29 protein-coding genes and 1 tRNA gene are annotated in these 25919 nt (G+C 40.6%); 23 read left to right on the top strand and 7 right to left on the bottom strand.

Annotated elements, in window-relative coordinates; all coding sequences use genetic code 11:
- Positions 1-54 precede the first annotated feature (54 nt).
- Together ACSLUH_RS00970 and ACSLUH_RS00975 are read left to right on the top strand one after the other, a co-directional pair.
- Positions 55-798, top strand: a complete 744-nt coding sequence (locus ACSLUH_RS00970) for a hypothetical protein (protein ID WP_448563653.1) — start codon at positions 55-57, stop codon at positions 796-798.
- Between the two features lie 466 nt (positions 799-1264).
- A complete protein-coding gene (locus tag ACSLUH_RS00975) occupies positions 1265-1612 on the top strand; it encodes a transporter substrate-binding domain-containing protein (RefSeq protein WP_448563655.1) in 348 nt (115 codons plus the stop codon).
- Positions 1613-1637: 25 nt separating this feature from the next.
- On the opposite strand, the gene ACSLUH_RS00980 is transcribed toward ACSLUH_RS00975, so the two are convergent.
- Positions 1638-1714, bottom strand: a tRNA-Arg gene (locus tag ACSLUH_RS00980).
- A gap of 94 nt (positions 1715-1808) precedes the next feature.
- Positions 1809-2975: a flagella assembly protein FlgT gene (locus tag ACSLUH_RS00985; RefSeq protein WP_448563657.1), complete on the bottom strand. Its 1167-nt coding sequence runs from the start codon at positions 2973-2975 to the stop codon at positions 1809-1811.
- Between the two features lie 210 nt (positions 2976-3185).
- Between ACSLUH_RS00985 and ACSLUH_RS00990 the strand changes: the two genes are divergently transcribed.
- Entirely contained in the window at positions 3186-3653 is a 468-nt protein-coding gene (locus ACSLUH_RS00990; RefSeq protein ID WP_448563659.1) for an LPP20 family lipoprotein, read from the top strand.
- Positions 3654-3726: 73 nt separating this feature from the next.
- Here the strand turns inward: ACSLUH_RS00990 and flgN are convergent, their stop codons facing one another.
- From flgN to flgA, 3 genes are all read right to left on the bottom strand, one after another.
- Complete coding sequence (flgN, locus tag ACSLUH_RS00995; protein WP_448563661.1) at positions 3727-4158, bottom strand: flagellar export chaperone FlgN; 432 nt, start codon at positions 4156-4158, stop codon at positions 3727-3729.
- Between the two features lie 23 nt (positions 4159-4181).
- Positions 4182-4499: a flagellar biosynthesis anti-sigma factor FlgM gene (gene flgM / locus ACSLUH_RS01000; protein WP_448563663.1), complete on the bottom strand. Its 318-nt coding sequence runs from the start codon at positions 4497-4499 to the stop codon at positions 4182-4184.
- 77 nt (positions 4500-4576) lie between these two features.
- Complete coding sequence (gene flgA / locus ACSLUH_RS01005) at positions 4577-5266, bottom strand: flagellar basal body P-ring formation chaperone FlgA (protein ID WP_448563665.1); 690 nt, start codon at positions 5264-5266, stop codon at positions 4577-4579.
- A 168-nt stretch (positions 5267-5434) separates the two neighbouring features.
- Between flgA and ACSLUH_RS01010 the strand changes: the two genes are divergently transcribed.
- The 19 genes from ACSLUH_RS01010 to ACSLUH_RS01100 all read left to right on the top strand — a co-directional run bounded on the left by ACSLUH_RS01010 (position 5435) and on the right by ACSLUH_RS01100 (position 22781).
- Positions 5435-6370, top strand: a complete 936-nt coding sequence (locus ACSLUH_RS01010) for a chemotaxis protein (RefSeq protein ID WP_448563667.1) — start codon at positions 5435-5437, stop codon at positions 6368-6370.
- Between the two features lie 28 nt (positions 6371-6398).
- A complete protein-coding gene (locus ACSLUH_RS01015; protein ID WP_448563669.1) occupies positions 6399-7235 on the top strand; it encodes a CheR family methyltransferase in 837 nt (278 codons plus the stop codon).
- 71 nt (positions 7236-7306) lie between these two features.
- Complete coding sequence (gene flgB, locus ACSLUH_RS01020) at positions 7307-7705, top strand: flagellar basal body rod protein FlgB (RefSeq protein WP_448563671.1); 399 nt, start codon at positions 7307-7309, stop codon at positions 7703-7705.
- Between the two features lie 2 nt (positions 7706-7707).
- Positions 7708-8127, top strand: coding sequence for a flagellar basal body rod protein FlgC (gene flgC / locus ACSLUH_RS01025; protein ID WP_448563673.1), 420 nt, complete (start codon positions 7708-7710; stop codon positions 8125-8127).
- A gap of 19 nt (positions 8128-8146) precedes the next feature.
- The gene (locus tag ACSLUH_RS01030; protein ID WP_448563675.1) at positions 8147-8833 is read left to right on the top strand and encodes a flagellar hook assembly protein FlgD; all 687 of its coding nucleotides are present in this window, start codon (positions 8147-8149) and stop codon (positions 8831-8833) included.
- Between the two features lie 43 nt (positions 8834-8876).
- On the top strand, positions 8877-10256 hold the full coding sequence (gene flgE / locus ACSLUH_RS01035) for a flagellar hook protein FlgE (RefSeq protein WP_448563677.1): 1380 nt from the start codon (positions 8877-8879) through the stop codon (positions 10254-10256).
- Positions 10257-10411: 155 nt separating this feature from the next.
- A complete protein-coding gene (locus ACSLUH_RS01040) occupies positions 10412-11212 on the top strand; it encodes a flagellar basal-body rod protein FlgF (protein ID WP_448563679.1) in 801 nt (266 codons plus the stop codon).
- A 20-nt stretch (positions 11213-11232) separates the two neighbouring features.
- Complete coding sequence (gene flgG / locus ACSLUH_RS01045) at positions 11233-12021, top strand: flagellar basal-body rod protein FlgG (protein ID WP_448563681.1); 789 nt, start codon at positions 11233-11235, stop codon at positions 12019-12021.
- A gap of 19 nt (positions 12022-12040) precedes the next feature.
- Entirely contained in the window at positions 12041-12724 is a 684-nt protein-coding gene (gene flgH, locus ACSLUH_RS01050; RefSeq protein WP_448563683.1) for a flagellar basal body L-ring protein FlgH, read from the top strand.
- Between the two features lie 11 nt (positions 12725-12735).
- Positions 12736-13830 carry a flagellar basal body P-ring protein FlgI gene (locus ACSLUH_RS01055; RefSeq protein ID WP_448563685.1) on the top strand — a complete coding sequence of 365 codons (1095 nt, stop codon included), beginning with the start codon at positions 12736-12738 and terminating at the stop codon, positions 13828-13830.
- A 14-nt stretch (positions 13831-13844) separates the two neighbouring features.
- Positions 13845-14804 carry a flagellar assembly peptidoglycan hydrolase FlgJ gene (flgJ, locus tag ACSLUH_RS01060; protein WP_448563687.1) on the top strand — a complete coding sequence of 320 codons (960 nt, stop codon included), beginning with the start codon at positions 13845-13847 and terminating at the stop codon, positions 14802-14804.
- A 49-nt stretch (positions 14805-14853) separates the two neighbouring features.
- Positions 14854-16854, top strand: coding sequence for a flagellar hook-associated protein FlgK (gene flgK, locus ACSLUH_RS01065; protein WP_448563689.1), 2001 nt, complete (start codon positions 14854-14856; stop codon positions 16852-16854).
- 9 nt (positions 16855-16863) lie between these two features.
- Positions 16864-18069 (top strand): flagellar hook-associated protein FlgL, encoded by a 1206-nt coding sequence (gene flgL, locus ACSLUH_RS01070; protein ID WP_448563691.1) that lies wholly within the window; start codon positions 16864-16866, stop codon positions 18067-18069.
- Between the two features lie 117 nt (positions 18070-18186).
- A complete protein-coding gene (locus tag ACSLUH_RS01075) occupies positions 18187-19002 on the top strand; it encodes a flagellin N-terminal helical domain-containing protein (RefSeq protein ID WP_448563693.1) in 816 nt (271 codons plus the stop codon).
- 237 nt (positions 19003-19239) lie between these two features.
- Positions 19240-20052, top strand: a complete 813-nt coding sequence (locus ACSLUH_RS01080) for a flagellin N-terminal helical domain-containing protein (protein WP_448563695.1) — start codon at positions 19240-19242, stop codon at positions 20050-20052.
- An 85-nt stretch (positions 20053-20137) separates the two neighbouring features.
- Positions 20138-20596, top strand: coding sequence for a flagellar protein FlaG (locus ACSLUH_RS01085; protein WP_448563697.1), 459 nt, complete (start codon positions 20138-20140; stop codon positions 20594-20596).
- Between the two features lie 26 nt (positions 20597-20622).
- Positions 20623-21990 carry a flagellar filament capping protein FliD gene (gene fliD / locus ACSLUH_RS01090; RefSeq protein ID WP_448563699.1) on the top strand — a complete coding sequence of 456 codons (1368 nt, stop codon included), beginning with the start codon at positions 20623-20625 and terminating at the stop codon, positions 21988-21990.
- 31 nt (positions 21991-22021) lie between these two features.
- A complete protein-coding gene (gene fliS, locus ACSLUH_RS01095) occupies positions 22022-22459 on the top strand; it encodes a flagellar export chaperone FliS (protein ID WP_448563701.1) in 438 nt (145 codons plus the stop codon).
- 1 nt (position 22460) lies between these two features.
- Positions 22461-22781, top strand: coding sequence for a hypothetical protein (locus tag ACSLUH_RS01100; RefSeq protein ID WP_448563703.1), 321 nt, complete (start codon positions 22461-22463; stop codon positions 22779-22781).
- A 21-nt stretch (positions 22782-22802) separates the two neighbouring features.
- Here ACSLUH_RS01100 and ACSLUH_RS01105 read toward each other — a convergent pair whose 3' ends face one another.
- Positions 22803-23084 (bottom strand): hypothetical protein, encoded by a 282-nt coding sequence (locus tag ACSLUH_RS01105; RefSeq protein ID WP_448563704.1) that lies wholly within the window; start codon positions 23082-23084, stop codon positions 22803-22805.
- Entirely contained in the window at positions 23072-24346 is a 1275-nt protein-coding gene (locus ACSLUH_RS01110) for a motility associated factor glycosyltransferase family protein (RefSeq protein WP_448563706.1), read from the bottom strand. Before ACSLUH_RS01110 ends, ACSLUH_RS01105 begins: the two co-directional genes overlap by 13 nt.
- Before the next feature lie 566 nt (positions 24347-24912).
- Between ACSLUH_RS01110 and ACSLUH_RS01115 the strand changes: the two genes are divergently transcribed.
- Positions 24913-25911 (top strand): NAD-dependent 4,6-dehydratase LegB, encoded by a 999-nt coding sequence (locus tag ACSLUH_RS01115; protein WP_448563708.1) that lies wholly within the window; start codon positions 24913-24915, stop codon positions 25909-25911.
- The last annotated feature ends 8 nt before the right edge of the window (positions 25912-25919 follow it).

Below are 25919 nucleotides of genomic sequence, written 5' to 3' on the forward strand. Positions count from 1 at the left end.
TATAACCAATATGATGCCGATTAAAACGGTACTGATATAGAGGGAGAAAACACAATGACATGGCACATCAAAACTCTGATCTTAAGTTTTGTTTTTTTAGGCATAATGTTGCCTTCGACGACTTTAGCTAAAGAGAAAAATATCCCGATCGCTATCGCGTTAAAAGCGGGAACGCTTGGCGCAGGGCTAGAACTAGATTATCAAGTAAATGAACAGTTAAACTTTAGGTTGCAGGCCAACGGTTATAGCTATGATGATGATTTTGAAGAAGATGGTATTGATTATAGTGGTGAAATCGATTTATCTACCACAGGAGTGTTAATCGATTGGCGACCATTTTCTGGTACATTTAGATTATCTGCAGGGTTTTACGCTAATGGCAATGAACTGAGTGGTTTAGGTGTAGACAATGGTGACCAAGGCTTTGAAATTGGTGATCAGGTTTATTATTCAAACCCAAGTGACCCACTATCGCTAGCTCTCAACGTCGAACTTGGTAAAAGCAGCGCGGGCTATCTGGGCATAGGCTGGGGTAATCATGCGCCATCAGGTTGGACGTTTTCATTTGAGCTCGGCGTATTATTTACCGATACCCCTAAGGTTGATCTAAACGCTAGCGGTTCAGCGATTGTGCAATCTAACGGTCAAGTTTATGTCTTCGATGTTTCTGATAGCAGTAATCCATTGGTACAAGAGCTTAATGATAATATTGCGATTGAGCGAGCAAATTTAGAAAATGATATTTCTGATTTTGAAGCTTATCCGGTTATCGCCCTTGGGATTGGGTATCGATTTTAGTTGAAAAGTATAATGGTAAAAGCTTCAATAAAACTATAGGTGAATAATTGTATTTAAAGTTTTACTTTTGTTTTATTGTGCTAAGCTATTTTTGCCTTCCTAGTTGCGGCGATACCTTTCAAATTCAACCTTATTCGCTAAGAATTGTTACCGAAAATTTACCTCCCTATCAAATGGTTAATAACGAAAAGTTGGTAGGGGGGTACATCATTCCTTATCGTTAAGGAAATGGTTTTCCGCGCAAAAATTAACGCAAAGTTTGAAGTCATGCTCTGGGCAAGGGCATATAAATCCGCTTCAAACGATAAAAATGTCATTTTTTTTCAATAACGCGCAGCGCCGAAAGAGAGCCTTTGTTTCAATGGATAGGTGAACTTAGAGATTTGCGTTATCGATTTTTGCTTTAAAAAAGGGGCAATCGATTCACTTAACTGATATCAATGATGCAAAAAAATATCGAATAGTCGTGGTTAGAAATAGCTTTGAAGCCGAGTCTCTCATTAAGAGAGGCTTTGTTGTCGGTGAACATTTAATTTTGGTTAAAGATTATGCTCAAGCTTGGCAAATGCTGGCAAAAGGAAGGGCAGATCTAACTTATGCTAATGAATACATCGCCAAAAGTGCGGAAAAGTATTTTGTCATCGAAAGTCATTTATTTGCACCACAACCTTTTATTGTTGAAAGGTATCGACTCTACGTGGCAGCAAGTATAGAAACTGATATTGATCAAGTAGAGCGATTACGTGACGCTTACCAAGCAATAAAAGCTGACGGTACATTTGATCGCATAGTAAGTGCAGAGCCACAACCTTAATCATACCATTGTAAAATATATAATATGGCGACTCCGACAGGATTCGAACCTGTGACCTGCCCCTTAGGAGGGGGCTGCTCTATCCAGCTGAGCTACGGAGCCTGATGATCAGTTAACCTTCGAAATTATTGTCAATTATCGCAATGATGTAAAGCGCTAACCTTATGTTTTAAAATGAATAGTAACGTTTTGTGCGTTAATGCCTTACTGCGAGATCATTCACTTGAATGCTGTCAATAAGTGTCAGATCCGCTGTGGTGGCAATAGCGCTTTGACGGTTAACTTGAGTCACTTTTACTTTAAAGTCGCTGACATTATAACCAGCGTAGAGCTTACCATCGTTTGATGTAAAGTTATTTGAATGTAGTAAGGTAAATTCATCACCTACTTTAACGCCATGACGAGAGCCTAAATTAATCATTACTTCATTGCCGTTTAAGCGGACAATTTTACCTTGTGTCGGCTGGCACATCATATTTTCATCGATATCGGTAATTGTCTGCGTCAATACTCTGTCGATCATAGTACCGTACTCACTTTGCCAAAATGCCATTGAGTTTACATCGATTTGTTCTCGTTGATTAAATTGCCAGGGGGCAGAGCCTCGGTATGTTTTGTCAAAAACTAGCTCACCATCTGCGCCATTATAAATATAAATCGACAAGTCAAAGTGTCGATCATAAATATCATGTTGCCAAAATTGCCAACTGTTGTTTTCATCGTGTGCCAAGGAAACATCGTTTATCTCACTATACATTACGTACTGGCTATCAGTAGCACTAGCTAATGCCATGGTAAGTGATTTAATTTCTTCTTGGTTTAGGCTGTTGTTTAGCCTAGAAAACGCCGTACTACTTTTGAGCGACAATTTAGTGTGCAGATATAAGCCTTCTTGAGTTAGTTTGTTCGCAAGTTCTTTGATTACTTTGGTATCTAAGGCATAGATACCGCCAATGTTGGCTTGTTGGCGCTCTTTAAGTTTGGCTTTAGTTAATAAAATCGCTTTTTTGTAATCAGCGGCAAAACATTGGTTTTCTTGTGGGAAAATATCGGCGCGAATCGTAACGCTGATCATGTCATCGTGATACTGTTCACTGACGAGTTCTAAAGAATTAACACTGCCAGTGGCGCGAATATTAATTTCATCTTGAGTGATCAAGCCATTAACGACCTGTTGAACACTGGAAACTGAAGCTCCTGCTACTAACAGGGCTTTCTTTAGCGCGTTCTCCATCGCTTTAGTGCGGGCAAGTTTTTCATCTCCATTGGTTACAAATGCATGGCCTTGAGTTTCATACCATTGTGCTGAAACTGGTGGACATAATAGTAGTAATGAAATTACTAGCAAAGTTGATACACGCATGATCATTCCTAAACATCGTTAAAACTTGGTAACAAGTATTGCGTCACTGATGACTTAAGTTAGTTACATCCGTTTATGCATTAAATATGCCTAAAAATCGTCAAAATAAAGTAGGCATAAAAAATGCTTGAAGATCTAGGCAATAGAATCAAGGGAAAACAAGTCAACATTCCCATTAAGGTTAAATCTCTGGCAAGAGAGGGGTTTTAAATGAAAATGCCGTTATTAAAAAGTGTACTTACAGCCACAGCCAGTATCATACTCTTCGGATGCAGCAGTGTATATGATAAACATGTTGAATGGGCTACGGCGACGCCACAAGCATTTCCTGTGTTAAAAGCAATTGGACAAGCACCAATCAGCTTACAAAATTCAGATAACGAAACTCAGCGTATGTTACTGGCGATTAAAGCGTCAAAATTAGCGGCATATGCTGAACTTGCTGAACAGGTGTTTGGTCAACAGGTTAATGGCAAAACCAATATGCAAAACCTTGTGATGGGGGATCAACAATTGGCATCATCAATTAATGGGGTAATACGCGGGGCAAGAGTTATCAAAAGCTATCCTGTTGGCGATACCTATACAACCGAGTTAGAGCTAGACTTTAGAAAGGTTTACGAGATTTACTTAGGCTCAAGTCGTAATCGAACTATCAAGGAGGTTAGTTACTATTAACCTAGGTGCGCTAAATGCAAAAAAGCCCAACTTCACGTTGGGCTTTTTTAATTAATGTTTAACGCATAAAATATTAGGCTTTGATGCCTAAACTACTTAAGCCACCACTAGTTTTACCTTTATTATCGTAGGTGAGAGATGACTTATTGTGATTTTGCAATAACGAGGTTTTCATTCTTTCAACCGCTAATTGAGAATGCTCGATAATTTGGCCATTAATCGTATTCTGCTCTTTGCACTTGAGCAAACAAGCCTCAATCTCAGCAAGTTGCTGCTCAAAAAGGCCATTCGCTTTATCTTTTCTAAATTGAACACTTTGCTCGATTTGTTTGTCGAGTGATTCAATGGCCACCAATAAATTGTTTTTTTGTTCACTAAGCTCCACCAGCTTTTCTGGCGCGCTTTGAGTAAGAACTTCTCGTTCTTTATCTAGTAAAGATAGTAGTTGCTGCAACTGCTCGAGTTGCTTTTTTAACGCTTGTTGACCATTAAATTCTGTAGACACACTGACTATCCTTTATAGGTAAACTAGATAAGATCCAGTTCGTATTTAGCAATACTAGCGGCTAGTTTATCAGGGTTTATTTTATACTCACCTGACTCTATAGCTTTCTTAAGCTCAGCAACTTTTTTTGCATCCACAGCCGGACCTGATTGCGCTTTTTTCTGCAATTCGGTCATTTGCTTAGCCTGTGGTGTTAAAGATACCGAGTCTTTACTAGCAAATTTTGCACTTTCAGCAGTATTTGCATTTTGCACAGCTTGCTCTTTCACTTGCGATTTCAAGTCAACGTTTTGTTGTTTAACTTGATTGCTGTTAGACAAGTTATTGATATTTATAGCCATAATAAAACCTTAGTGGCAAATTCATTAAATTTCTATCCTTTTATCGGCAATATTAACAAATACTTGAGTATTAATGATCAATTAATTATAACTTTGTTAATCGTTTCAACAACAGCCGTTACCATTTTGCCTGAACGAGCATTTTTAACTCTGATTTGCTCTCCGATATTGGCATTTCTCATGGCTATACCATCTGTTTTTATCATAAAAGCATCTGACTTGGCTACTATTTCAACAGTATCACCTTTACAAACGACACAAATATTCCGAGGAGTTATTGGGGTGTCGTGCGATAAGGTGCGCTGCGCTTTTGCACCAAGCACGGTATCAAAATCACTAAATGACTCGCCTCTTACCTCAAATTGGTCTTTGTAAACCAAACTAATGTTTGATTCATCTAATATTGAACCTTTACTAATCGGCTGATTTGCCACCAGCACGGGTACCTGAGTTTCAACTTTTACTGGTAAGTAAAATTGCCAGGGTGTTGAATCCTCGCAAGAAATTTTTACATTTACGTTTCTACTAAGCCTATTTTCAGGTATATTCAACGCCAAGGGTGTTTTACAGGGCTTGATCACAATACGTGGGTCAATGTCTGCAGGTGTAACAACCGTTTTTCCATAAGCCGGTGTTGAAATGTGCTTCTCTACGAATGACTTGGCTAACTGACGCACGCTCTCACTATCGTATTGTTGACCTAAAGCGTGAGCGGTGAACCAAAGCGAGATGATCGAAAATGTTTTAAAAATCTTTAATTTGCTCATTTTTTTGTCACCAAAAATTAGGGAATTTCAAATACTCGACTATGCTTAACATTATGAGAAATTTGTATCACAATAAGTGTCAATAAAAAGTCACTTATTTTATCTATTACTGTACTATCAAGAATTGTGCCTGTTGTCGTAAATTGGGCAATTTTGAAAGAGGTTTATATGGCAGGTATTTTAGATTCAGTTAATCAACGTACTCAGCTAGTAGGACAAAACAGACTTGAGCTGTTGATGTTTAAATTAGTCGGACGGCAAAGGTTCGGTATTAACGTATTTAAAGTTAGAGAAGTTATGCCATGTCCCAGATTAACCAATTTACCTAAGCAGGATAAGTATATTAAAGGTGTTGCTCATATTCGTGGTCAGACGATATCGGTTATTGATTTAAGTAAAGCGACAGGTGGCCCAGAAATAACCGATTTATCTAATGCTTTTGTTATTATCGCTGAGTATAATCGTAGTGTTCAGGGGTTTTTGGTTTCCGGTGTTGAACGAATCGTCACCTTGAGCTGGCAGGATATCATGCCGCCGCCGGAAGGAGCCGGTAAATCAAGTTATTTGACCGCGGTTACTGAAATTGACAAAGAAATGGTGTCAATTTTAGATGTTGAAAAAATATTAAATGAAATTAACCCCGTCTCCACTGAATTGAGTGAAGGTGTAGCTGATACCAGCGTTGGTGAAAGTTTAGGCGAGCGCGTTATTATGATTGCTGATGATTCAACCGTTGCCAGAAATCAGGTCAAACGTGCATTAGAGCCTTTAGGATTAAAAATGTTGTTGGCCAAAAATGGTCAGGAAGCGCTTAATCAATTAAAAGAAATTGAAGAGAGCTGTGAGAAATCAGTAAACGAAAAGGTCGCATTACTTATCTCTGATATTGAAATGCCTGAAATGGACGGATACACCTTAACGGCAGAGATAAAAAATAACGATCGATTAAAGAAAATGCCTGTTATTTTACATACGTCACTTAGCGGTGTATTTAATAACGCAATGGTTGAGAAAGTAGGGGCGGAAGATTTTATCCCTAAGTTCCACCCTGACGAGCTAGCCAATGCGGTTAAAAAGTGGTTGAAAGCTGAAGAGTTATCTTAGGCATATTATAGTAAGGCAGGAATAGATAGTGTCAGCTAGAGAACTGGATGATAAAAGTTATCATCTGTTTCGTGAATTTCTAGAGCAACAATGTGGTATTGTGCTTGGAGAGAATAAGCAATATTTGGTAAAGAGTCGGCTAGCGCCGCTTATGGCCAAGTTCCATGTTGACTCGCTAAGTAAGTTGGTTGCCTTAACGTTAAGTCCCACTGAACGACAATTACGAGCCACCGTTATTGATGCGATGACGACTAATGAAACCCTGTGGTTCAGAGACGAATACCCCTACGCGTTGTTAAAGTCGAAATTACTTCCGGAACTAGCTAAGCAAAAAAAGCCAATAAAGATTTGGTCGGCGGCAAGCTCTTCTGGACAAGAGCCTTATTCTATTGCAATGAGCGTCTTAGAGTTTCAGCAACAAAATCCAGGTGTGCTTCCATCAGGTGTTCAAATAGTTGGTACTGATATCTCCAATACTATGCTTGAGCACTGCAAATATGGTCACTACGATGCATTAGCGTTATCACGTGGTTTATCTTTAGAGCGTAAGCGACAATTTTTTGAAGATGGCGACAATGGGATGATGAAAATCAAAGACCATGTCAAGAAAATGGTCAGTTTTAGGCCATTAAACTTATTGAATAGCTATAGTCTCATGGGGCGTTTTGACATTGTTTTTTGTCGAAACGTGCTGATCTATTTTTCTCCTGAAATTAAAGCAAAAATTCTTTCACAAATTCATGGCGTGTTAAATAAAGAGGGATATCTTTTTTTAGGCGCGTCTGAATCTTTATCAGGATTAAACAAAGATTTTGACATGGTGCGTTGTAATCCAGGCATCATTTATCAAAAGAAACCCACCTAACCGTCAAATTTACTTCACTTAGCTTGGCATAATTATTGAATACCTACTTTCATTACGTTGGAGGTAGGATTATGGCTATTACGTTTGAAAAAGCATTTGGTATCCATCCAGATAGTTTACGAGTTCGTTCAAAAAATGCAGAGGTTATTGCCAGTAACATTGCGAATGCAGACACCCCTGGCTACAAAGCTAAGGGCATGGATTTCCGCTCTGTATTGTCACAAGCGGCAAATAAGCAGCAAGCCGGCATGGCTCGTACTCATGAAAAACACTTTGATGTTCGTGGTGAATTAAACAATAACGTAGATTATCGCGTGCCAGATCAACCAGATACGGGTGATGGTAATACTGTTGATGTACAAGTGGAACGAAACTTGTATCTAGATAATTCAATGAGGTATCAAGCGAGTCTACAGTTTATGAACAGTAAGATCAGTGGCCTACAAAAAGCGATTAAAGGAGGGCAGTAATAATGAGCCTTTTTAATGTATTTGATATTAGCGGCAGCGGCATGAGTGCACAGTCTGTGCGCTTAAACACCACCGCTAGTAATATCGCTAACGCTGATAGCGTCAGTAGTAGTATTGACCAAACTTACCGAGCCAGACATCCAGTCTTTGCCGCTGAAATGCAAAAAGCTGCCGCTGGCCAAGATGAAACCGTAAATGTAAAAGTGTTAGGTATTGTTGAAAGTGACAAACCGCTTAACATTGAATATGCCCCAGACCATCCAATGGCAGACAAAGATGGCTATATCTATAAGCCTAACGTCAATGTTATTGAAGAAATGACCAACATGATTTCTGCATCTCGTTCTTATCAAACGAATATTCAATTGGCAGAATCGGCAAAAAATATGCTTACCAAAACCTTATCACTTGGTCAGCGGTAATCGTTAGTTAGGAGCCATTATGGAATCAGTATCAGGTAGCAGCCCTTTAGAAGGTCTACGTTGGCAAAAAGAAGAGTATAAACGTGCGGAAGAAAATCGCGGCATGTTAACGCAAGAAGACTTTTTTGCCTTGATGACTAAAGAATTGGCGCATCAAGACCCAACTAAGCCTGTCGACAACAATGAAATGATTTCGCAAATGACAGCGTTCTCTACAACTGATGGAGTGCAAGAGTTGAACGAACAATTTACTCAGTTTGCATCGCAAATGACATCGAGTCAGGCATTGCAGGCATCATCATTGGTTGGTCGTAGTGTCTTGGTAAATGACAATGTCTTTGGTACCAAAGAAGGTGATTCCGTCAAAGGTAAGTTAGTTACTGATGCGCCAGCGAGCAACGTGAATATTTATGTTGAAAATACCGCCGGTGAGATCATTCAAACCGTACCTGTCGGTAATGTTAATGCCGGTGAGTTTACCTTCACATGGGATGGTATGGCATCCGATGGTGAGCCTGCCGCTACTGGCGCTTATCGTTTTCGTATTGCCGGCTTAGTTGAAGGACATGCGTCAGAACTAAGCGCGATGACTTATCGAAAAGTCGATAGTGTCACACTTGCAGGCCCTGGCGGCAGTATTTTATTGAACCTAAATGGCGGAACGTCAATGGCATTAACCGATGTGGTTGAAGTGTCAGAAGGCTAATTCATTTGTGGTAACTGAACAAGATTTTTAAAGAGGTGCAATTATGTCATTTAATATAGCTTTAAGCGGTTTAAACGCTGCCCAAAAAGACTTAGACGTTACGTCTAATAACATTGCCAATGTAAATACCACGGGTTTTAAAGAATCGCGTGCTGAGTTTGTTGATGTTTACGCATCTTCATTACTTGCTTCTGGCAAAACCAAAGTTGGTGACGGTGTGTTGACAGCGGATGTTGCCCAACAGTTCTCACAAGGTAGTATTCAATTTACTAACAATGCCCTAGATTTAGCAATTACCGGTAATGGTTTCTTTGCTGTGGTGCCAGAGCTCGATAGTTTAGAGACATCCTACACTCGAGCAGGTCAATTTAAGCTAAATGACAGTAATTTTGTCGTTAATTCAAATGGCGAATATTTAATGGGCTTTCCGGTAAACCAAGATGGTACCTCTGCATCGGTAAGTTTATCGACAGCTGAGCCAATTCGTATACCAACCGCGTCTGGCGCGCCACAAAAAACCGCCGAAGTTGATATTCGTATGAATTTACCTGCAGGTGATGCTTATATTTCAACAGCGCCGGGTAATTTTGATCCTAATGATCCGCTAACCTTTAACTATTCTACCTCAGTGACCATCTTTGACTCGTTAGGTGATAGTCATATTATGACTTACTACTTTGTTAAAGACGATCCAACCGTCAACCCTAATGAGTGGTTTGTGTTTGCCGGTGTAGATGGAAATCCTATTGATATCGTCGATGGTGCGGGCGTTCCAACAGGTGAAATCGGGGGTTCAGTTTCCGGCCCACTTGCCGGTGGTGGCGGAATTAGCGGCGCAAAGCTAGAGTTTGATAATTCGGGTGACTTCAAAACTCAAATTCCAACATTAGCCAACGGCGGAATTAATACTGCAGCCTTTGGTGCGACTATTTTATCTAATGGCGCTGATCCGAACCAAGCCGTAGCAATTGATTTTAACTTAGATCCAATCGCCCCAAATCCGAATGAACCAACTCAATTTGCCTCGAATTTCGAAGTGACGTCATTAGAGCAAGATGGTTTGGCGGTTGGCCGATTAACCGGTATTGATATTGGTATCGACGGTTTAGTACGCGCAACGTATAGTAATGGTACTTCAGAGCCGTTATCTCGTATTGCTTTAGTTAACTTTGCCAACGAACAAGGGTTAACGCAAATTGGTAATACGTCGTGGAAAGAAAGTATTAGCTCAGGTGAAGCATTGGCGGGGGAAGCGGGTTCAGGAACCTTTGGTACCATTAATTCATCAGCGTTAGAGCAATCAAACGTTAACTTAACCAATGAGTTGATTGATTTGATTTCAGCGCAACGTAACTTCCAGGCCAACTCAAGAGCACTTGAAGTGGATAATACCCTGAATCAGACGATTTTACAGATTCGATAATAATAACGAGTCGTTATTTTCTCTTCAGCCCAGCGCTCCCGCCTGGGCTTTTTTAATTCTTCATTAATTACCCTCATTTAGCAACACCGTTATTATGTTGTTGGCACTTTCCTTGCATTTGTCTTAATACGATTTATAGCTAGACAGGAATAACAATGGATAAGTTGCTTTATGTCGCGATGAGCGGCGCTAAACAAAATATGCACGCCTTATCTGTGAATGCCAATAACCTTGCAAACGCAAAGACTACGGCATTTAAAGCTGATTTAGCACAAGCACGTTCAATGCAGGCATTTGGTGAAGGTATGCCAACACGTGTTTTTGCCATGACTGAGCGAGCTAGCCAAAACTTTGACAGTGGTACGTTAATGACCACGGGTCGAGACCTTGATGTTGCCATTGAGGGCGATGGCTTCATCGCCGTTCAAGCTCCAGGTCCTGCTCCTGTCATTGGCACCCAAGTAGGTATTCAACAGGTTGGGCAGCTCGACACGAGTAGTGAAGCATATACCCGTTTTGGCCAACTTAAACTTTCTCCGGAAGGGGTGTTAGAAACGGCTAATGGTTATGCAGTGATTGGTGAAGCTGGGCCGATAACCATTCCTCTGCCAGTTAACAATATTACCATTTCTCGCGATGGAACTATTATGGTTCAACCAGAGGGAGCACCAGCTACCGTGCAAGAAGAAGTTGCGCGAATTAAGTTAGTTAATCCTGATACGCGTCAACTAGAAAAAGGCAATGATGGCCTGTTTCGTATGAAAGATGGCTCTGCTCTTGATGCTGATATAACCGTCTCGGTGGCGAGTGGGGCGCTAGAGTCTAGTAATGTTAACCCTATCGGCGAGATGACTGACATGATTGCATTGCAACGACAATTTGAAATGCAATTGAAACTGATGAAAACCGCGGAAGAAATTGATTCGGCATCCGGATCGTTATTACGTGCTTTCTAAACTAATTATTGAGGTGATTTATGAACCCAGCATTATGGATCAGTAAAACCGGCTTAGATGCGCAAACTAAAGATATTGCGGTAATTTCTAATAACTTAGCGAATGCGAGTACCGTAGGCTTTAAGAAAAGTCGTGCGGTATTTGAAGACTTACTTTATCAAACAATCAATCAACCGGGTGGCCGAAGTGCTCAAGATACCGAGTTGCCTTCAGGATTGATGCTTGGCGCTGGAACCAAAGTTGTAGCGACACAAAAAATTCATTCACAAGGTGATTTGATCACCACGGATAATTCATTGGACTTAATGATACAAGGTGAAGGTTTTTTTGAAATATTAATGCCGGACGGCAGCTCTGCCTATACGCGAAATGGTCAATTTACCATGGACGAAGAGGGCAATATGGTAACGCCTGGCGCAGGTTATTTACTGCAGCCGCAAGTGACCATTCCTCAAGACGCATTAAGTATCAATGTTTCGCAAGACGGTGAAGTCTCGGTAACCCTGCAAGGGCAACCTGAGCCAGCAGTTATAGGGCAAATTAATACCATTAACTTTGTTAATCCAACAGGTTTAGAGCCAGTTGGTCAGAATTTATTTGTTGAAACCGCCGTCAGTGGTGCTCCTCAAGAGGGGGTTCCTGGCTTAGAAGGTTTTGGGATGTTAGTGCAGGGCGCACTAGAAACTTCCAATGTAAACACCACCGAAGAATTGGTTAATTTGATCGAAAGCCAACGGGTCTATGAAATGAACTCAAAAGTTATTTCATCAGTTGATCAAATGCTTAGCTATATTAATCAGCAGCTTTAATGGCTCAAGGAGCGTCAAAATGAAAATTGCAATTACGCTATTTATCGCATGGATGACGTTATCTGGATGTGCTAGTACAGAAAAAGCACAAACTTTACCTAATGATCCTGATTTCGCGCCAATCATGCCGGAAATGGAAGAAGAATCTATCGTTCCATCAGGCTCATTGTTTAAGGCGAATTATGTAAATAACATTTACTCTGACTCTAAAGCACATCGAGTTGGCGATATTATTTCTGTCATTTTAAGTGAAAGTACCCAAGCACAGAAAAATGCCAAAACCGAGCTTAAAAAAGATAATGCAGCGACGCTTGACCCGGTCGTTGGTTTTGGTGGAAATGCAATTAATTTTAAAGATGACGCCATTCAGTTTGGTTTAAATCAGTCTTCAAATTTTAAAGGTGATTCAAAAACCAATCAGGGCAATAGTTTAAGCGGGAATATTTCGGTACATGTATTGCGAGTCCTTCCCAATGGCAACTTAATGATCCGCGGTGAAAAATGGATGACATTAAACAGTGGCGATGAATATATTCGTTTAACTGGCGTTATTCGTGCTCAAGACATTAGCGCCAACAATACCATTTTATCAAATAAAGTCGCTAATGCTCGTATTCAATACTCTGGCACTGGCAGTTTTGCTGAGGTTAATGAACAAGGCTGGTTATCGAAATTCTTTAATAGTACGTGGTGGCCTCTGTAGGAGAGTAATGTATGAAAGCAGTCATAAAATACGTATTGATATCCTTAACCATACTAGCCTCTGCACAAAGTTATGGCCAACGAATCAAAGATTTAGCTGATGTAGCAGGTGTTCGCTCAAACCAACTAGTGGGTTATGGTTTAGTGGTTGGTTTGCCAGGAACCGGTGAACAAAGCCCGTTTACTGAGCAGAGCTTTAAAACCATGCTGAGTAATTTTGGTATTACCATGCCGGCGAATTTAAAGCCTAAGATAAAAAATGTGGCGGCGGTAGCGGTCCATGCTGAACTGCCAGCATTTAGTAAGCCTGGTCAAACGATTGATGTCACGGTCTCTTCAATGGGTAGTGCACAAAGCTTAAGAGGTGGCACACTACTACAAACCATTTTAATGGGGTTAGATGGCAACGCTTATGCCGTGGCGCAAGGTAGTATTATTGTTAGTGGTCTTGGGGCTGAAGGGTTAGATGGTTCGAGTGTGGTCATTAATACACCAACGGTCGGGCGTATCGCTAATGGCGCCATGGTTGAGCGCGAAGTGCCATCACCATTTACCAGTGGCGATTACATTACGTTCAACTTAAAAAATTCTGATTTTACCACTGCAAAAAGGTTATCTGACACCATTAATGATTTTATCGCTGGCTCTGCACGTGCCATTGACGCGACCTCGGTACAAGTGAATGCGCCTAGAGATGCTGCTGATAGAGTGAGTTTTCTGTCGGTTATTGAAAACTTAGAGTTTGAGCCTGCATCGCCTGCCGCTAAGATAATCGTTAACTCACGTACCGGTACCATAGTGATTGGGGCCGACGTTAGATTGCTACCTGCAGCGATTACTCACGGTGGAATTACTGTAACAATTAATGAAACTCAGGAAGTTAACCAGCCCGACGCTTTTTCTGAAGGCGAAACCACCACAACAACGCAATCAATCGTTGATGTCAGAAAAGACGATTCGCGGATGTTTGTTTTTAACCCAGGAGTAACATTAGACACTTTAGTTAAAGCGATTAACGATGTTGGTGCTGGCCCTGGCGATGTGATGGCTATTTTAGAAGCATTAGAGCAAGCCGGCGCATTACGTGGTGACTTGGTGATTATTTAGCGGTTGAAAATATCATGAACTCTCGAATTAGTGATGCACAAAACTTTCTAGATATAAATGGCTTAAACGAGCTAAGGGTGCAATCAACCTCAAAAGATGCTTCAGATAAGAGTGATGCATTAAAGAAAGCGGCAAAACAGTTTGAAGCGATTTTTATGCAAATGCTGTTAAAAAGTATGCGTTCGGCTCAAGAAGTATTAGAGTCGGACAGTCCTTTTAATTCGGAATCCTCTAAATTTTACCGTGACATGCATGACCAGCAAATGGCCTTAGAAATGTCAAGCAATGGCTCGTTAGGTTTGTCTGATTTGATCGTTCGCCAGTTAGGTGGCGATCAAGATAATTTCACGCCAAGTAGCGTATTGCGAACAGACGCTACCCAAACTCAACTTATGCAGGTAAAGCAAGATTTGCTTAAAAAGCTTGAACGTCAAACTACTGACAATAAGTCGATAGAAGATAAGCAACTCAGTAAACGCATTCGCAAACTTGATGCACAAACTTATGAGCAACCCAAAGATTTTGTTAGCGCATTAACTGAGCCAGCAAAGCTCGTTCAAGAAAAACTGAATGTGCCTTTTGAAGTGGTGATTGCTCAGGCTGCGTTAGAAACAGGCTGGGGAAAGAAAATCATTAGAACGGGTAAAGGTGAAAGCTCAAACAATTTATTTAATATTAAGGCGGATAAGCGCTGGAATGGCGATAAGACTCATAAAGAAACATTAGAATTTGAAAATGGCGCTATGGTTAAAAAACGAGAGCCTTTTCGTGTCTATCAATCTATTCAAGACAGTGTTAACGATTATATTGAATTTCTCTCTTCTGGCAGTCGATATCAAAATGCCTTAAAACAAGCAGGTAACGTGGAACAGTTTTTGCAGGGTTTACAAAGTGCCGGTTATGCGACTGATCCAAATTACGCAAATAAAATTCTTGGAACACTCAAAACCGTCACTAGCTTAATAGCAGACTAATTAATTTTAATTTAGATAAGTAAACATTCCTCTGGCGGGAGTTAAAATCATGACGGTAAGTTTATATCAAACAGGTGTAAGTGGCTTAATGGCGGCGCAGCAGCAGCTTGCGACGACAGGTCACAATATCGCTAATGTTAATACCGAAGGTTATAACCGTCAGCGTACAGAACAAAATGCCACGCTTGGTCATCCCTTTGGTAGTAATTATATTGGCACAGGGACCTACGTAGAGGACATTGTTCGCATCTACGACCAGTTTTCCTATAAAGAGCAGTTGCTAAGTAACAGTAACTTAGGCAATGCCGATACGCTGCACAAAGACTTAAATCATTTAAATGAAATCATGAGCTACTCTGGTGAAGCAGTTAGTGTCGGCATCAATAATTTTTACCAAACCATTAATAGCATTGCCGATAATCCAAGTGACTTGGGTCTTCGAAGTATCGCGTTAAGCCAGGCTAACATTCTTGCTAGTGACTTTCGTTCACTAAGTGAAGATTTTGAACAATTAGAAAAATCGGTGAATGGCGAGATTAATCAGATCGCCGCTAAGATTTCAGAGATATCAGTAGAGCTCGCCAAAATTAACGAGCAAGTATTAACCGATAAAAATGTTAATGTTAATGGCCAACCTAACGATTTGCTCGACCGCAGAGATCAACTAATTCATGAGTTAAGTGAATATACCAATGTTAACGCCATAGAAGATAAAAATGGCGTTTTAACGGTCATGATCGGCAGTGGCGCGACCTTAGTTGCTGGTATTACACCGATGGGGGTTAATGTCGCCGCTGGCGATCCTGATCCACAAAAAACCGTTATTCAACTCAAAGGCCCTAACAGTACAGTTGCCTTAAATGGCGCAACGCTTGGTGGTGCACTTGCCGCTAAGATGGAGTTTCGAGATGAGCATTTAGCGACGGTTAAAGCTGAGGTAAATCGTTTAGCAATAGCGATTTCCTATACCCTCAATGAAGCACAAAACAATGGTTTAGATTTAAATCAACAACAAGGGTTAAATTTTTTCACCGATATTAATACCACTGCATTAATGGCGGGCCGTGTACTAACACCGTCGAAAAATACAGGTACGGTTGATGCGAGCGTTGAAATTACTAATGTAGGCGCATTAACGGCTGATGAATATCAAATAAAGTATGACGGCGTTAACTATGTCATGACGAATATGGATACTATGGCACAAACAACGTTAGTACTTACTCCTCCTAATCGCTATGACAGTGGACAGGGATTTGACTTTGTTATTAATTCGGGTGTCCCTGCAACAGATGACGTTTTTGTTATTCGCCCTGGTGAGAATAGTGCAGCGTTAATGAAAGTGACCTTGACCAGTGAAATGGGTATTGCTGCAAGCTCTGCAGTAGAAGTGAAAAATTCTCCGAACAATGTCAGCGATGGTGTAATGACCATTAGCGAGGTTTACGATCCGGTTGCGGCTCGCAATTTTACGTCAACCTTGAATGCCGGCCTAACCGTTGATGTCTACGAGAGTGCGCCTGGTACATACAGTTACCGTGTTTATGACTCTGGAAATCCACCACCTGCACCGGTAATTACCAGTGGTACATTTGCAAGTGGCAGTACAGCGTTAATCGACTTACCGCCAGCACCGGCTGGTGCGGCATTTCAAATAGAAATTGGCGGAGATCCTATTGGACAAGGACCGCTAGCTCGCGAGACATTTACCATCGTCGATGCCTTTGGTATCGGTAATGGAGACAATGCCGTGGCAATGGCATTAACTCAAGAACAAGGCGTGCTAAGTAATGGGCGTGAAACCTTTGGGCAAAGTATTGCTATCTCAATAGCTGATGTGGGTTCAAGCGCGAAATCTGCACAACTTGTTGCTAACACAGCTGAATCGCTATATACCCAAGCGTTTAATCGAAACCAAGAAATATCAGGCGTTAATTTAGACGAAGAGGCGGCTAATATGATCAAATTTCAACAAGCTTATCAGGCCTCTTCACAAATTATCGCCGCTGCTAACACGATTTTCGATACGCTATTAAACGCGGTGCGATAGGAGAGTGACATGAGAGTTTCTACTCAACAGTTTTATTTTCAAAATAGTCAGCAGTTAAGCTCTAAACAATCGATTGTTAATGATCAAATGAAATATATATCATCTGGTAAGCGAGTACTTACCGCCAAAGATGATCCGGTAACTTATGGCACCTTGCAAGGCTATAAAGATGAGCTGACCAACATTGAAAAGTATCAGCGTAATATCACTCAAGCGACTAACCGCAACAGTTTGCAAGAAACCAGTTTTGCTAATGCAGAAAATTTGATGCAAGAGTTAAAAACACTTTTTATTCAAGCAAATAACGGCACTTTGGCAGATAGCGACTTAAAGTCGTTAGGAGAACTAGCAAATAATAGTTTGCAACAAATGCTTGATATCGCTAACAGCAAAGATGAAACCGGAGGCTATATTTTCTCAGGTTATCAAATTGACACGCAACCTTTTGCATGGCAACCGGGTAATATAGTTACCTATCAAGGCGATAATGGCACCAGAGAGCTACAAATTGCTAAAAATGTCATGGTTGAAACTAATCAACCTGGTGATGAGGCGTTTGAGCAGGTCGCCAATGCCGTTGGTGATTTTACCGCCAACTATGTCAATAATACATCAGGTATTGCGTTGAATCGTGCCGTAATCGCCAATCCAGGTGCTTATGATCCTGCATCCAACCCACCTGATTATAACTTTAATTTTACTTCCTCAACCGATCTTACCGTAACCGATGGAAATGGCGCTGTAGTGTACAGCACAGCAACCTATGTTTCTGGGCAAACTATTGCCTTTAACGGTATAGAGGTTGAGATCAGCGGCAACCCGTTGCCGGGTGATGAGTTTGATATGACGCCGACCGCCAACATTAGTATTTTCGATACAATGAAAGCGGCAATAGATTGGATGAATGTTGGCGCTAATCCGGCAGATCCTGTCCAGCATGGTGTTGATTATGGTGATATTTTGACGCAGCTAAACGAAGCGTTAAATCACATCACTTCGCGTAGAACTGAAGCAGGTGTAAGGCTAAAACTTATTGAAACTCAAGATAATAGCCATGCTGAGGCCACCCTCGCACTGTCTTCAGGCCGCTCTAACATTGAAGATTTAGATTTTGCAAAAGCCATTTCTAACTTTGAACAGTCACAGGTTGCACTGCAAGCAGCTCAACAAACCTTTATTCAAATCAAAGGGTTAAGCCTATTTAATTATATTTAATGGCCAAGTTGGCACAGAGTATGCTTTTTAAACAGTGACAATATTTTGTAAGTGGTTCTTAAGTAACGGTTGTTATCAGGAATTGAACCACACCCTATAACTTAGGAGATGATAGCAATGGCATTAGTCGTAAACAGTAATATCTCTTCGTTGAATGCACAGCGTCAACTGAGCAAGTCAACGGATCAGTTAGGAACCAATTATCAGCGTTTATCTTCAGGGAAACGTATTAACAGTGCAAAAGATGATGCGGCAGGTTTGCAAATCTCCAGCCGTTTAACAGCGCAAATTAATGGGTTAAATCAGGCTTCACGAAATGCCAATGATGGTATTTCATTAGCACAAACTGCTGAAGGTGCTTTGGATGAATACGTAAACGCGCTGCATCGTATGCGTACCCTCGCCGTTCAATCTTCAAACGGTTCGAACAATACCTCGGACCGCCAAGCATTGAATGCTGAGTTTCAAGAGCTTTCCATTGAGTTGACTCGTATCTCGAACGATACAGAATTCGGTGGTGTTAAAATCTTAAATTCTTCATACCAAGAAGCATTTCAGATTGGCGCCAATAAAGGACAATTAATCACGATTACTATTAGTGCGAAGTTAAGTGCTGGTGGTGTCAGTGTCTCTCAAGGGGTGTCGACCTTTACCAAAGCGCAGTCGGTTATTGCTAAGATTGACCAAGCATTGGCAACAGTCAACAGTGTGCGAGCAGATCTGGGTGCTAAACAAAACCGTTTTTCTTCGGTGATCCGAAGTAACGAAAACACTGCAGAGAATGTTTCAGCTTCTCGTTCTCGTATTGAAGATACAGATTTTGCCGCTGAAACGGCACAATTGGCCAGATCTTCAGTATTGCAGCAGGCGTCTAGCTCGATGTTGGCGCAGGCTAATCAGCAACCGCAGATCGCATTACAGCTGTTACAATAAGCGAAATAGCGCTTATTTTAGAATGATTAAACCCTCATCAGAGGGTTTTTTTGTTGACTTTGTTTTATTTAAAATCAAAGTGTTATGTTTGTTTTGCTCGGAAAATGATAGTTTTTATTAAAAAAGATTAAAGTTATTTTTTTTGTAACCGATAAAGATTCCAAGAGAGGATGAGTTGCTAGACGAACCTCAAAGATTAACAAACTGGAATGGGTATATTACCCCGGGAGCATTATCATGGCTTTAGTTGTAAATAGTAATATTGCATCACTTAACTCTCAACGTCAGTTGTCTCGTTCAACCAACTCATTGGCTACGAACTACCAACGTTTATCTTCTGGTAAGCGTATTAACAGCGCTAGAGACGATGCAGCAGGTCTTCAAATTTCTAGTCGTTTGACAGCACAAATCAACGGCTTAAACCAAGCATCACGTAACGCTAACGACGCTATTTCTTTAGCGCAAACGGCTGAAGGTGCATTAGATGAATATACCAATGCACTACAACGTATGCGTACTCTAGCGGTACAAGCGTCAAACGGTTCGAACAACACGTCTGACCGTGCAGCACTAAATGCGGAGTTCGGCCAGTTAACAACTGAGCTAACCCGTATTGCAAAAGATACAGAATTCGGTGGTAAGAAGTTACTTATCGGTTCATATAAAGAAGCATTCCAAATCGGTGCTAACAAAGGTCAGTTGATCACAATCACAATCAGTAAAAAGCTAAGTGCTGGTGGTGTGAGTGTATCACAAGGTGTATCAACATTTACTAAGGCACAGTCTGTAATTGCTAAAATTGACTCAGCATTAAAAACTGTTAACGGCGTACGAGCAGATTTAGGTGCGAAACAAAACCGTTTTTCATCTATAATTAGAAGTAACGACAATACTGCAGAAAATGTTTCAGCATCGCGTTCACGAATCGAAGATACCGATTTTGCCGCAGAAACTGCGAAACTAGCGAGAAGTTCAGTATTGCAACAGGCATCAAGTTCGATGTTAGCGCAGGCTAACCAGCAACCACAGATAGCGTTGTCATTGTTATAATAACGGGAAGTTATTAACAAAGGGTAAATTCAATGGCACTCTAACTCGAGTGCCATTTTGTGTTTAAAAAGATTAGGAGTTTATTATGGTGAAGCCAGTAACAGCAGAAAATCCGCTAGCGAGCCAGTTCTCTGAAATTGCCACCAATAGCTTTAAACCCGTTCAAGATGATGACAAAAAAGCTTCATTGAAAAATGGTAATAGACCTAATGAAGCTTTAAGTCCAATGAAGGTTGCTGAGACAGACAATACCGCGCTCAAAAAAGCGCAAGATGTTGAAGCCAAAAAAATTGAACAGGAAGTTGAAAAGTTAGAAGAAGCATATGCTGAAATTTCTGAGTTTATGAGCTTATACAATCGAAATGTAAACTTTTCGACTGATGAGCAATCAGAAAAAACAGTCATTAAAGTATTTGACTCGGATAGCCAAGAATTAATTAAACAGTTTCCTTCGGAAGATTTAATTGAATTGGCCCAGAAGATAAAGCAGCTTCGTCAAGATGTTGACTTAAAATCTGGTATATTTCTTGATGAGAAGGTGTAATTAGGTATTTTTAGGGGGATATTAAAATGAATATCACTTCAGCAGGCATAGGTTCAGGTTTAGATTTAGAAGGTATTATCGAGGCCTATATTAATGCCGAAGCAATCCCAACTGAAATACGCCTTCAAAACAAAGAAGTTCGTTTAACTACTGAATTATCAGGGGTAGGACAGTTTAAATCAGCCTTATCTACTTTTGAAAGCGTGGTTAAAAAATTAGGGGCAGCAGATGCCTTTAATAAGCAAGTCGTTGAAGCAAGCACTGAAGACATTACGGTTGAAACTAATGGTTATGCTAGCAACGGCTCGTTTGAAATCGAAGTTCAGCAACTGGCGCAAGGCAGCCGCCGCCAATCTACCGCTTTTGGTGCCTCAACGGATACAGTTGGAACGGGTACCTTAACCTTTACCGCAGGTGCTAATACTTTTGATGTAGCAATCGATGGTGCCGACTCGTTAAGTGTTATTCGTGATAAAATCAACGAAAAGAGCGATAACTTTGGCGTCACAGCCAATATTATTAATGCCGACGGTGGCTCGTTTTTGGTGTTTAACTCCTCAATAAGTGGTGACACGAATAACTTAACCATTTCCAACAATAATACTTCATTAGATGCAATTTCTACCAATACCACTCAGGGCGTTGATGATGTAGCGAAAAGTGCTATTGTTACGGTTGATAATAATACCGTTACTCAAGACACCAATGTATTTAAAAATATTATTGAAGATGTGACCTTTACCGCAAAAGTAGCCAACCCTGGTAACCCGACAATATTAACGGTCTCTCAAGATGAAGACAATGGTGAAACGCTAATCAAAGAGTTTGTCGATGCTTATAATGCACTTAGAGGAACACTTGATAGTTTAGGTAATGCCGAAAATGGTGCTTTAGCGTTTGATGCTAATGTTCGTCAAGTTAAAGCGCAATTAAATGCTATAGTTACTGATGCGGTTGGTGGATTGACAGGTTCTAACACTAGCTTATCAGACATTGGTGTTACCATTGATAAAACCGGTCGATTAGAAATTAATCCTGTCGGCATTGGCACAATGAAAAGCGGTACTGAAAAGTTATCTGATGCCTTGCAAAACAATCTACAAGAAGTTGGCCAGATATTTGCTTCAGCTAATGGTGTAGCGCCAAAGCTTACTGACTTAATTGAAAGTTATAATGGCAGTGACGGTACATTAACATTAAGAAGCACTGAATTAAATCGACAAGTTTCTGGAATTCGTGATGAGTATGACGCGCTTGAATCGCGGTTACGAGATTACGAAGATAGGTTAAGATCACAGTTTGCGTTTCTTGATTCAACAGTTGCCTCCTACAATGCAACAGGATCATGGTTAACCCAAACACTTTCAGGCCTTACACCGAAGAAATCAAGTTAGTGTTTCATTAAAGAAGCACTAGGAGCAGGTTATGAGAAAGAACTTAAAAGCATACAATCAGGTTAATATTGATAGCACTTTAATGGCCGCCGATCCGCATCAAGTAATCTTAATGATGTATGACGGTTTATTAGAGAGTATTGCCAAGGTGAAAGGTGCAATTGAGCGCAAGGACTTAGCGGTAAAATCGCAGATGATCACCAAAGCTGTCAATATTTTGTCAGCTTTGGATAATGCGCTAGACGCGGAAGCTGAGCCCAAAATATCGGAAACATTTTCTAGCCTTTATCAGTATTGTATTCAACGATTAAATGATACCAATATTACCTTAGAAGTCGCAGCTTTGGACGAAGTTACTAATCTGCTCAAACCGATTCGAGATGCTTGGCGAGAAATTCCGGAAGATGCGAAACAAGAAGGGTTCGAATTACTCAAGAAGAAAGACCAACAGTCTGCTGTTGGAGCTTAATATGTCATCCAATGCACTATATCAGCGGGTAGAAGCGCTATCCGTTGAGATACTGCAGCAAACCGAACAGAAGAACTTTGAAAAAGTGAATGAGTTGCTCAATGTTCGATTGTCGGTGTTAAAGCAATTAGCTGCGCAAGAGCTCGAAAAGAATGACGATGACGCTAAACAACACTTGCGAGAGTTTCTTTTAGCTTGTCAGGCGCAAGATATCGAACAACTTACTCATTTAGCTAAAGAAAGAATAAAACTATTAGCCGACGGACAGCAGCAATCGAAAGTCAAACAAGCGGTTAATACCTATCAAAAATTTAGCGGTTAATTGTTGCCACGTAGCCAATCTTTACGGCGTAGTTTCTATCACACCAAGCCTTTTCAAATATGGCAGAAGCTCATACTCGATAATATCCGCATAAAACAGATGATCTTTTCGCTGTTGGGCACCGAGCATTACCTGAAACAAGTTGTCTAGATGTCTATCCTTTATTTTGGCACTTTGTAGGCATTCATTTAGCGCATCAAGCCAAGTGATGGTCAGCTGATAGCTACTTGCCTGATATCCACAGCGTAAATCATTGATAAGTTTTTCACTAAGTGCGCAAATATCCATCGCTATCGATTCCATAGCGTTGCTCCTTTAATTACTGCACTGTGCTGGCTGCCATTGATAAATGATATGGTTGGGTGTTTGCTAATATATCGCTCTAGCTCTCTTAAATAGCCTTTTAAGCTGGTCATTGTTGCCACGCGCTCGCCAAATCCATTGATGACAGAGTCTTGTGCGTTTTCAATGCTTAATTCATGAGAAGCGGGAGCTGAATTTTCCGTACTAGCATGACTTTTATTAAAACTAAAAGCGAAATCAGTTCCTAATAGTATGATGGTTTTTGCTTGCAAATAAACGGCTAAATCAATCGCCGGATGCACAACAGAGCCAGCACAAAACAATGAGGTTTTAGGAGCATAATGTGCAATGTCTTTATACATTGGTGTATTACTGTAGCTGCAATAGCGTTTACCTGGCCAATAGGATAATACCTCATGCTCTACGTTAGGAAAGTACACTAACTTAGTTTTAGCGAGTTGATGTGAAGGAATATCTTTAAAAAATTGAAATGCAGTATAGTCAATTGAGACAACAATATCCGGGATAATATTCTCAGCGACTAGCACTCTAACACTTGCATCAACGGCAATGATAAAAGGTTTGTGTGTTTTCAAATATTCTAAATGATGATTAAGCGTTGGTCCCGCTGCCGCGATATAAATTCTATCTGTTGTTGGTGGGGCGATATCCTTGATGTCACCATCATCGAGAATGAAGCTACGGTTGTTATCGATATGGGCGAGTTGCTCTTTTCGGTGCCCTTGATGTTGATTAACGATAAAGTCATGATTTAGTTCCAATTGTACCCAATCGGCAATGGTTTCATTATTCGTATCGACCAGTCTGAGTTCAGCGGGGTTGGCGCAAAAAGGCTGGCCAACGTCACTCAAGCTTTCTGCTTCAATCAAGTGCACTCTGCTATCTGACAGCCAGTCCATAGTTTCGATGGCGCTGAGGGCATGAATAAACGTCACCTTGCTTAAAATAACCACATACAGTTTTAACAAACCTTTTCGCTCAAGCAAAAGAGAAATGGCATCTCCAAGTGCAGGCCCATAAACGTAGGCTTCATTTGCACCAACAGGGATTCGACTCACTTGTCGTTTCGCTTCGCCAAGCCGATCATAGTTGCTAGTAACTTGAATGCCATTGACGACCAAGGTTTGTTCAAGAACTTCAACATCGTTTGACGAGGTATCAATGTTAACTAACTTGTCGAACAATTGAGGCCAACGCTGCTCTATAACTTGAAAGTTGGGTGGCATTTGTTCTAATGTCATTGCAGCTGTCGCCTTCGTCGATGGATAATTCATTCTAAAGTAATGGTTTTTACGATTCAATCTCTTAACGAAACTTACAGTGTATTCAATTAGAGCGTGTTGACTCTTTGTTTAAGAATTATGCTGAGTAATAAAATGACGGTAATCAAGGCAAACACATTGAAGTATTGTGAACTAAACGATAAGTTTTTAACGAAGCGTAACGTTATTTTGGCCTCAGCCCAAGACCTTAACGAAAGGGGCAAAGGCTATTTTTAATACTAGCGGCATTAGCATTCGCTCATTTGGAATAACCAAAGTTCGCTTATGCTGCTTTGTTATTTTCAATAATCGTCGATTGCAAAAAAAAACAAGCAAAGGTCAACAGACCCTAGCTAGATAGCGAATAACTGATGTCTTTATACTAATGAAGGTTGCGTAAATAATTTAGCTGGCTAAAATCAAAGGATTAGCACACGATTGGCAGGTATATTGCTTCTTCTCTATTGCATATTGTCGGTTGGATAAACCTAACCGCTAGTCTTGTGTGAAAATTATCATGCAGCTTCAAAAAAGGTAACCCGTTTATGACGGAAAATAAACAGTTAAAATCGATATTAGTCACCGGTGCAGATGGGTTTATTGGCTCTCATTTAGTCGAGTTGTTACTCGCACAAGGTTTCAAAGTTAGAGCGCTTTCGCAATATAACTCATTTAATTATTGGGGGTGGCTCGAAGATGTCGGACAGCATGATAACTTAGAAGTTATATCAGGTGATATCCGCGATCCACATTTTTGTCGTCATATCACCAAGAATATTGATTGGGTATTTCATTTAGCTGCACTCATTGCTATTCCATATTCTTACATCGCCCCTGAAAGCTATGTGTCAACCAACGTCATTGGTACGCTTAATATTTGCCAAGCGTCACTTGATAATGGCGTTAAACGAGTGATACATACCTCAACAAGTGAAGTCTATGGCACAGCCCAGTATGTGCCAATTGATGAGCATCATCCCATGCAAGCGCAATCGCCTTACAGTGCCTCTAAAATAGGCGCAGACGCGATGGCAATGAGCTACTTTAATGCCTTTGACTTACCATTGACCATAGCCCGTCCTTTTAACACTTATGGACCACGGCAGTCAGCGCGAGCGGTTATTCCGACAATCATTAGCCAAATAGCTAATGGCGCTAAAGAAATCAAGCTTGGTGATGTCAGTCCAACACGCGATTTTAATTATGTGTCAGATACTTGTCGTGGCTTTTTAGCACTGGCAAATGCTTCTGAAGCGATCGGCGAGACTGTCAATATTGGCTCTAATTTTGAGATCAGTGTTGGTGATACGCTCAATATCATCAAAGAAATCATGAACAGTGACGTAACATTTATTGTTGATGAGCAGCGTCTGCGGCCTGAAAAATCAGAGGTTTTTCGTTTATGGTGTAATAATGACAAAATATCTCAATTAACAGGATTTGAGCCAGAAATAACCATTCGACAAGGTTTAGAAAAAACGGTTAATTGGTTTGTTCAACCAGACAACTTAGCGAAATATAAACATGAGATATATAACGTTTAGGCGATGAT

The organism is Thalassotalea ganghwensis, assembly GCF_053485795.1.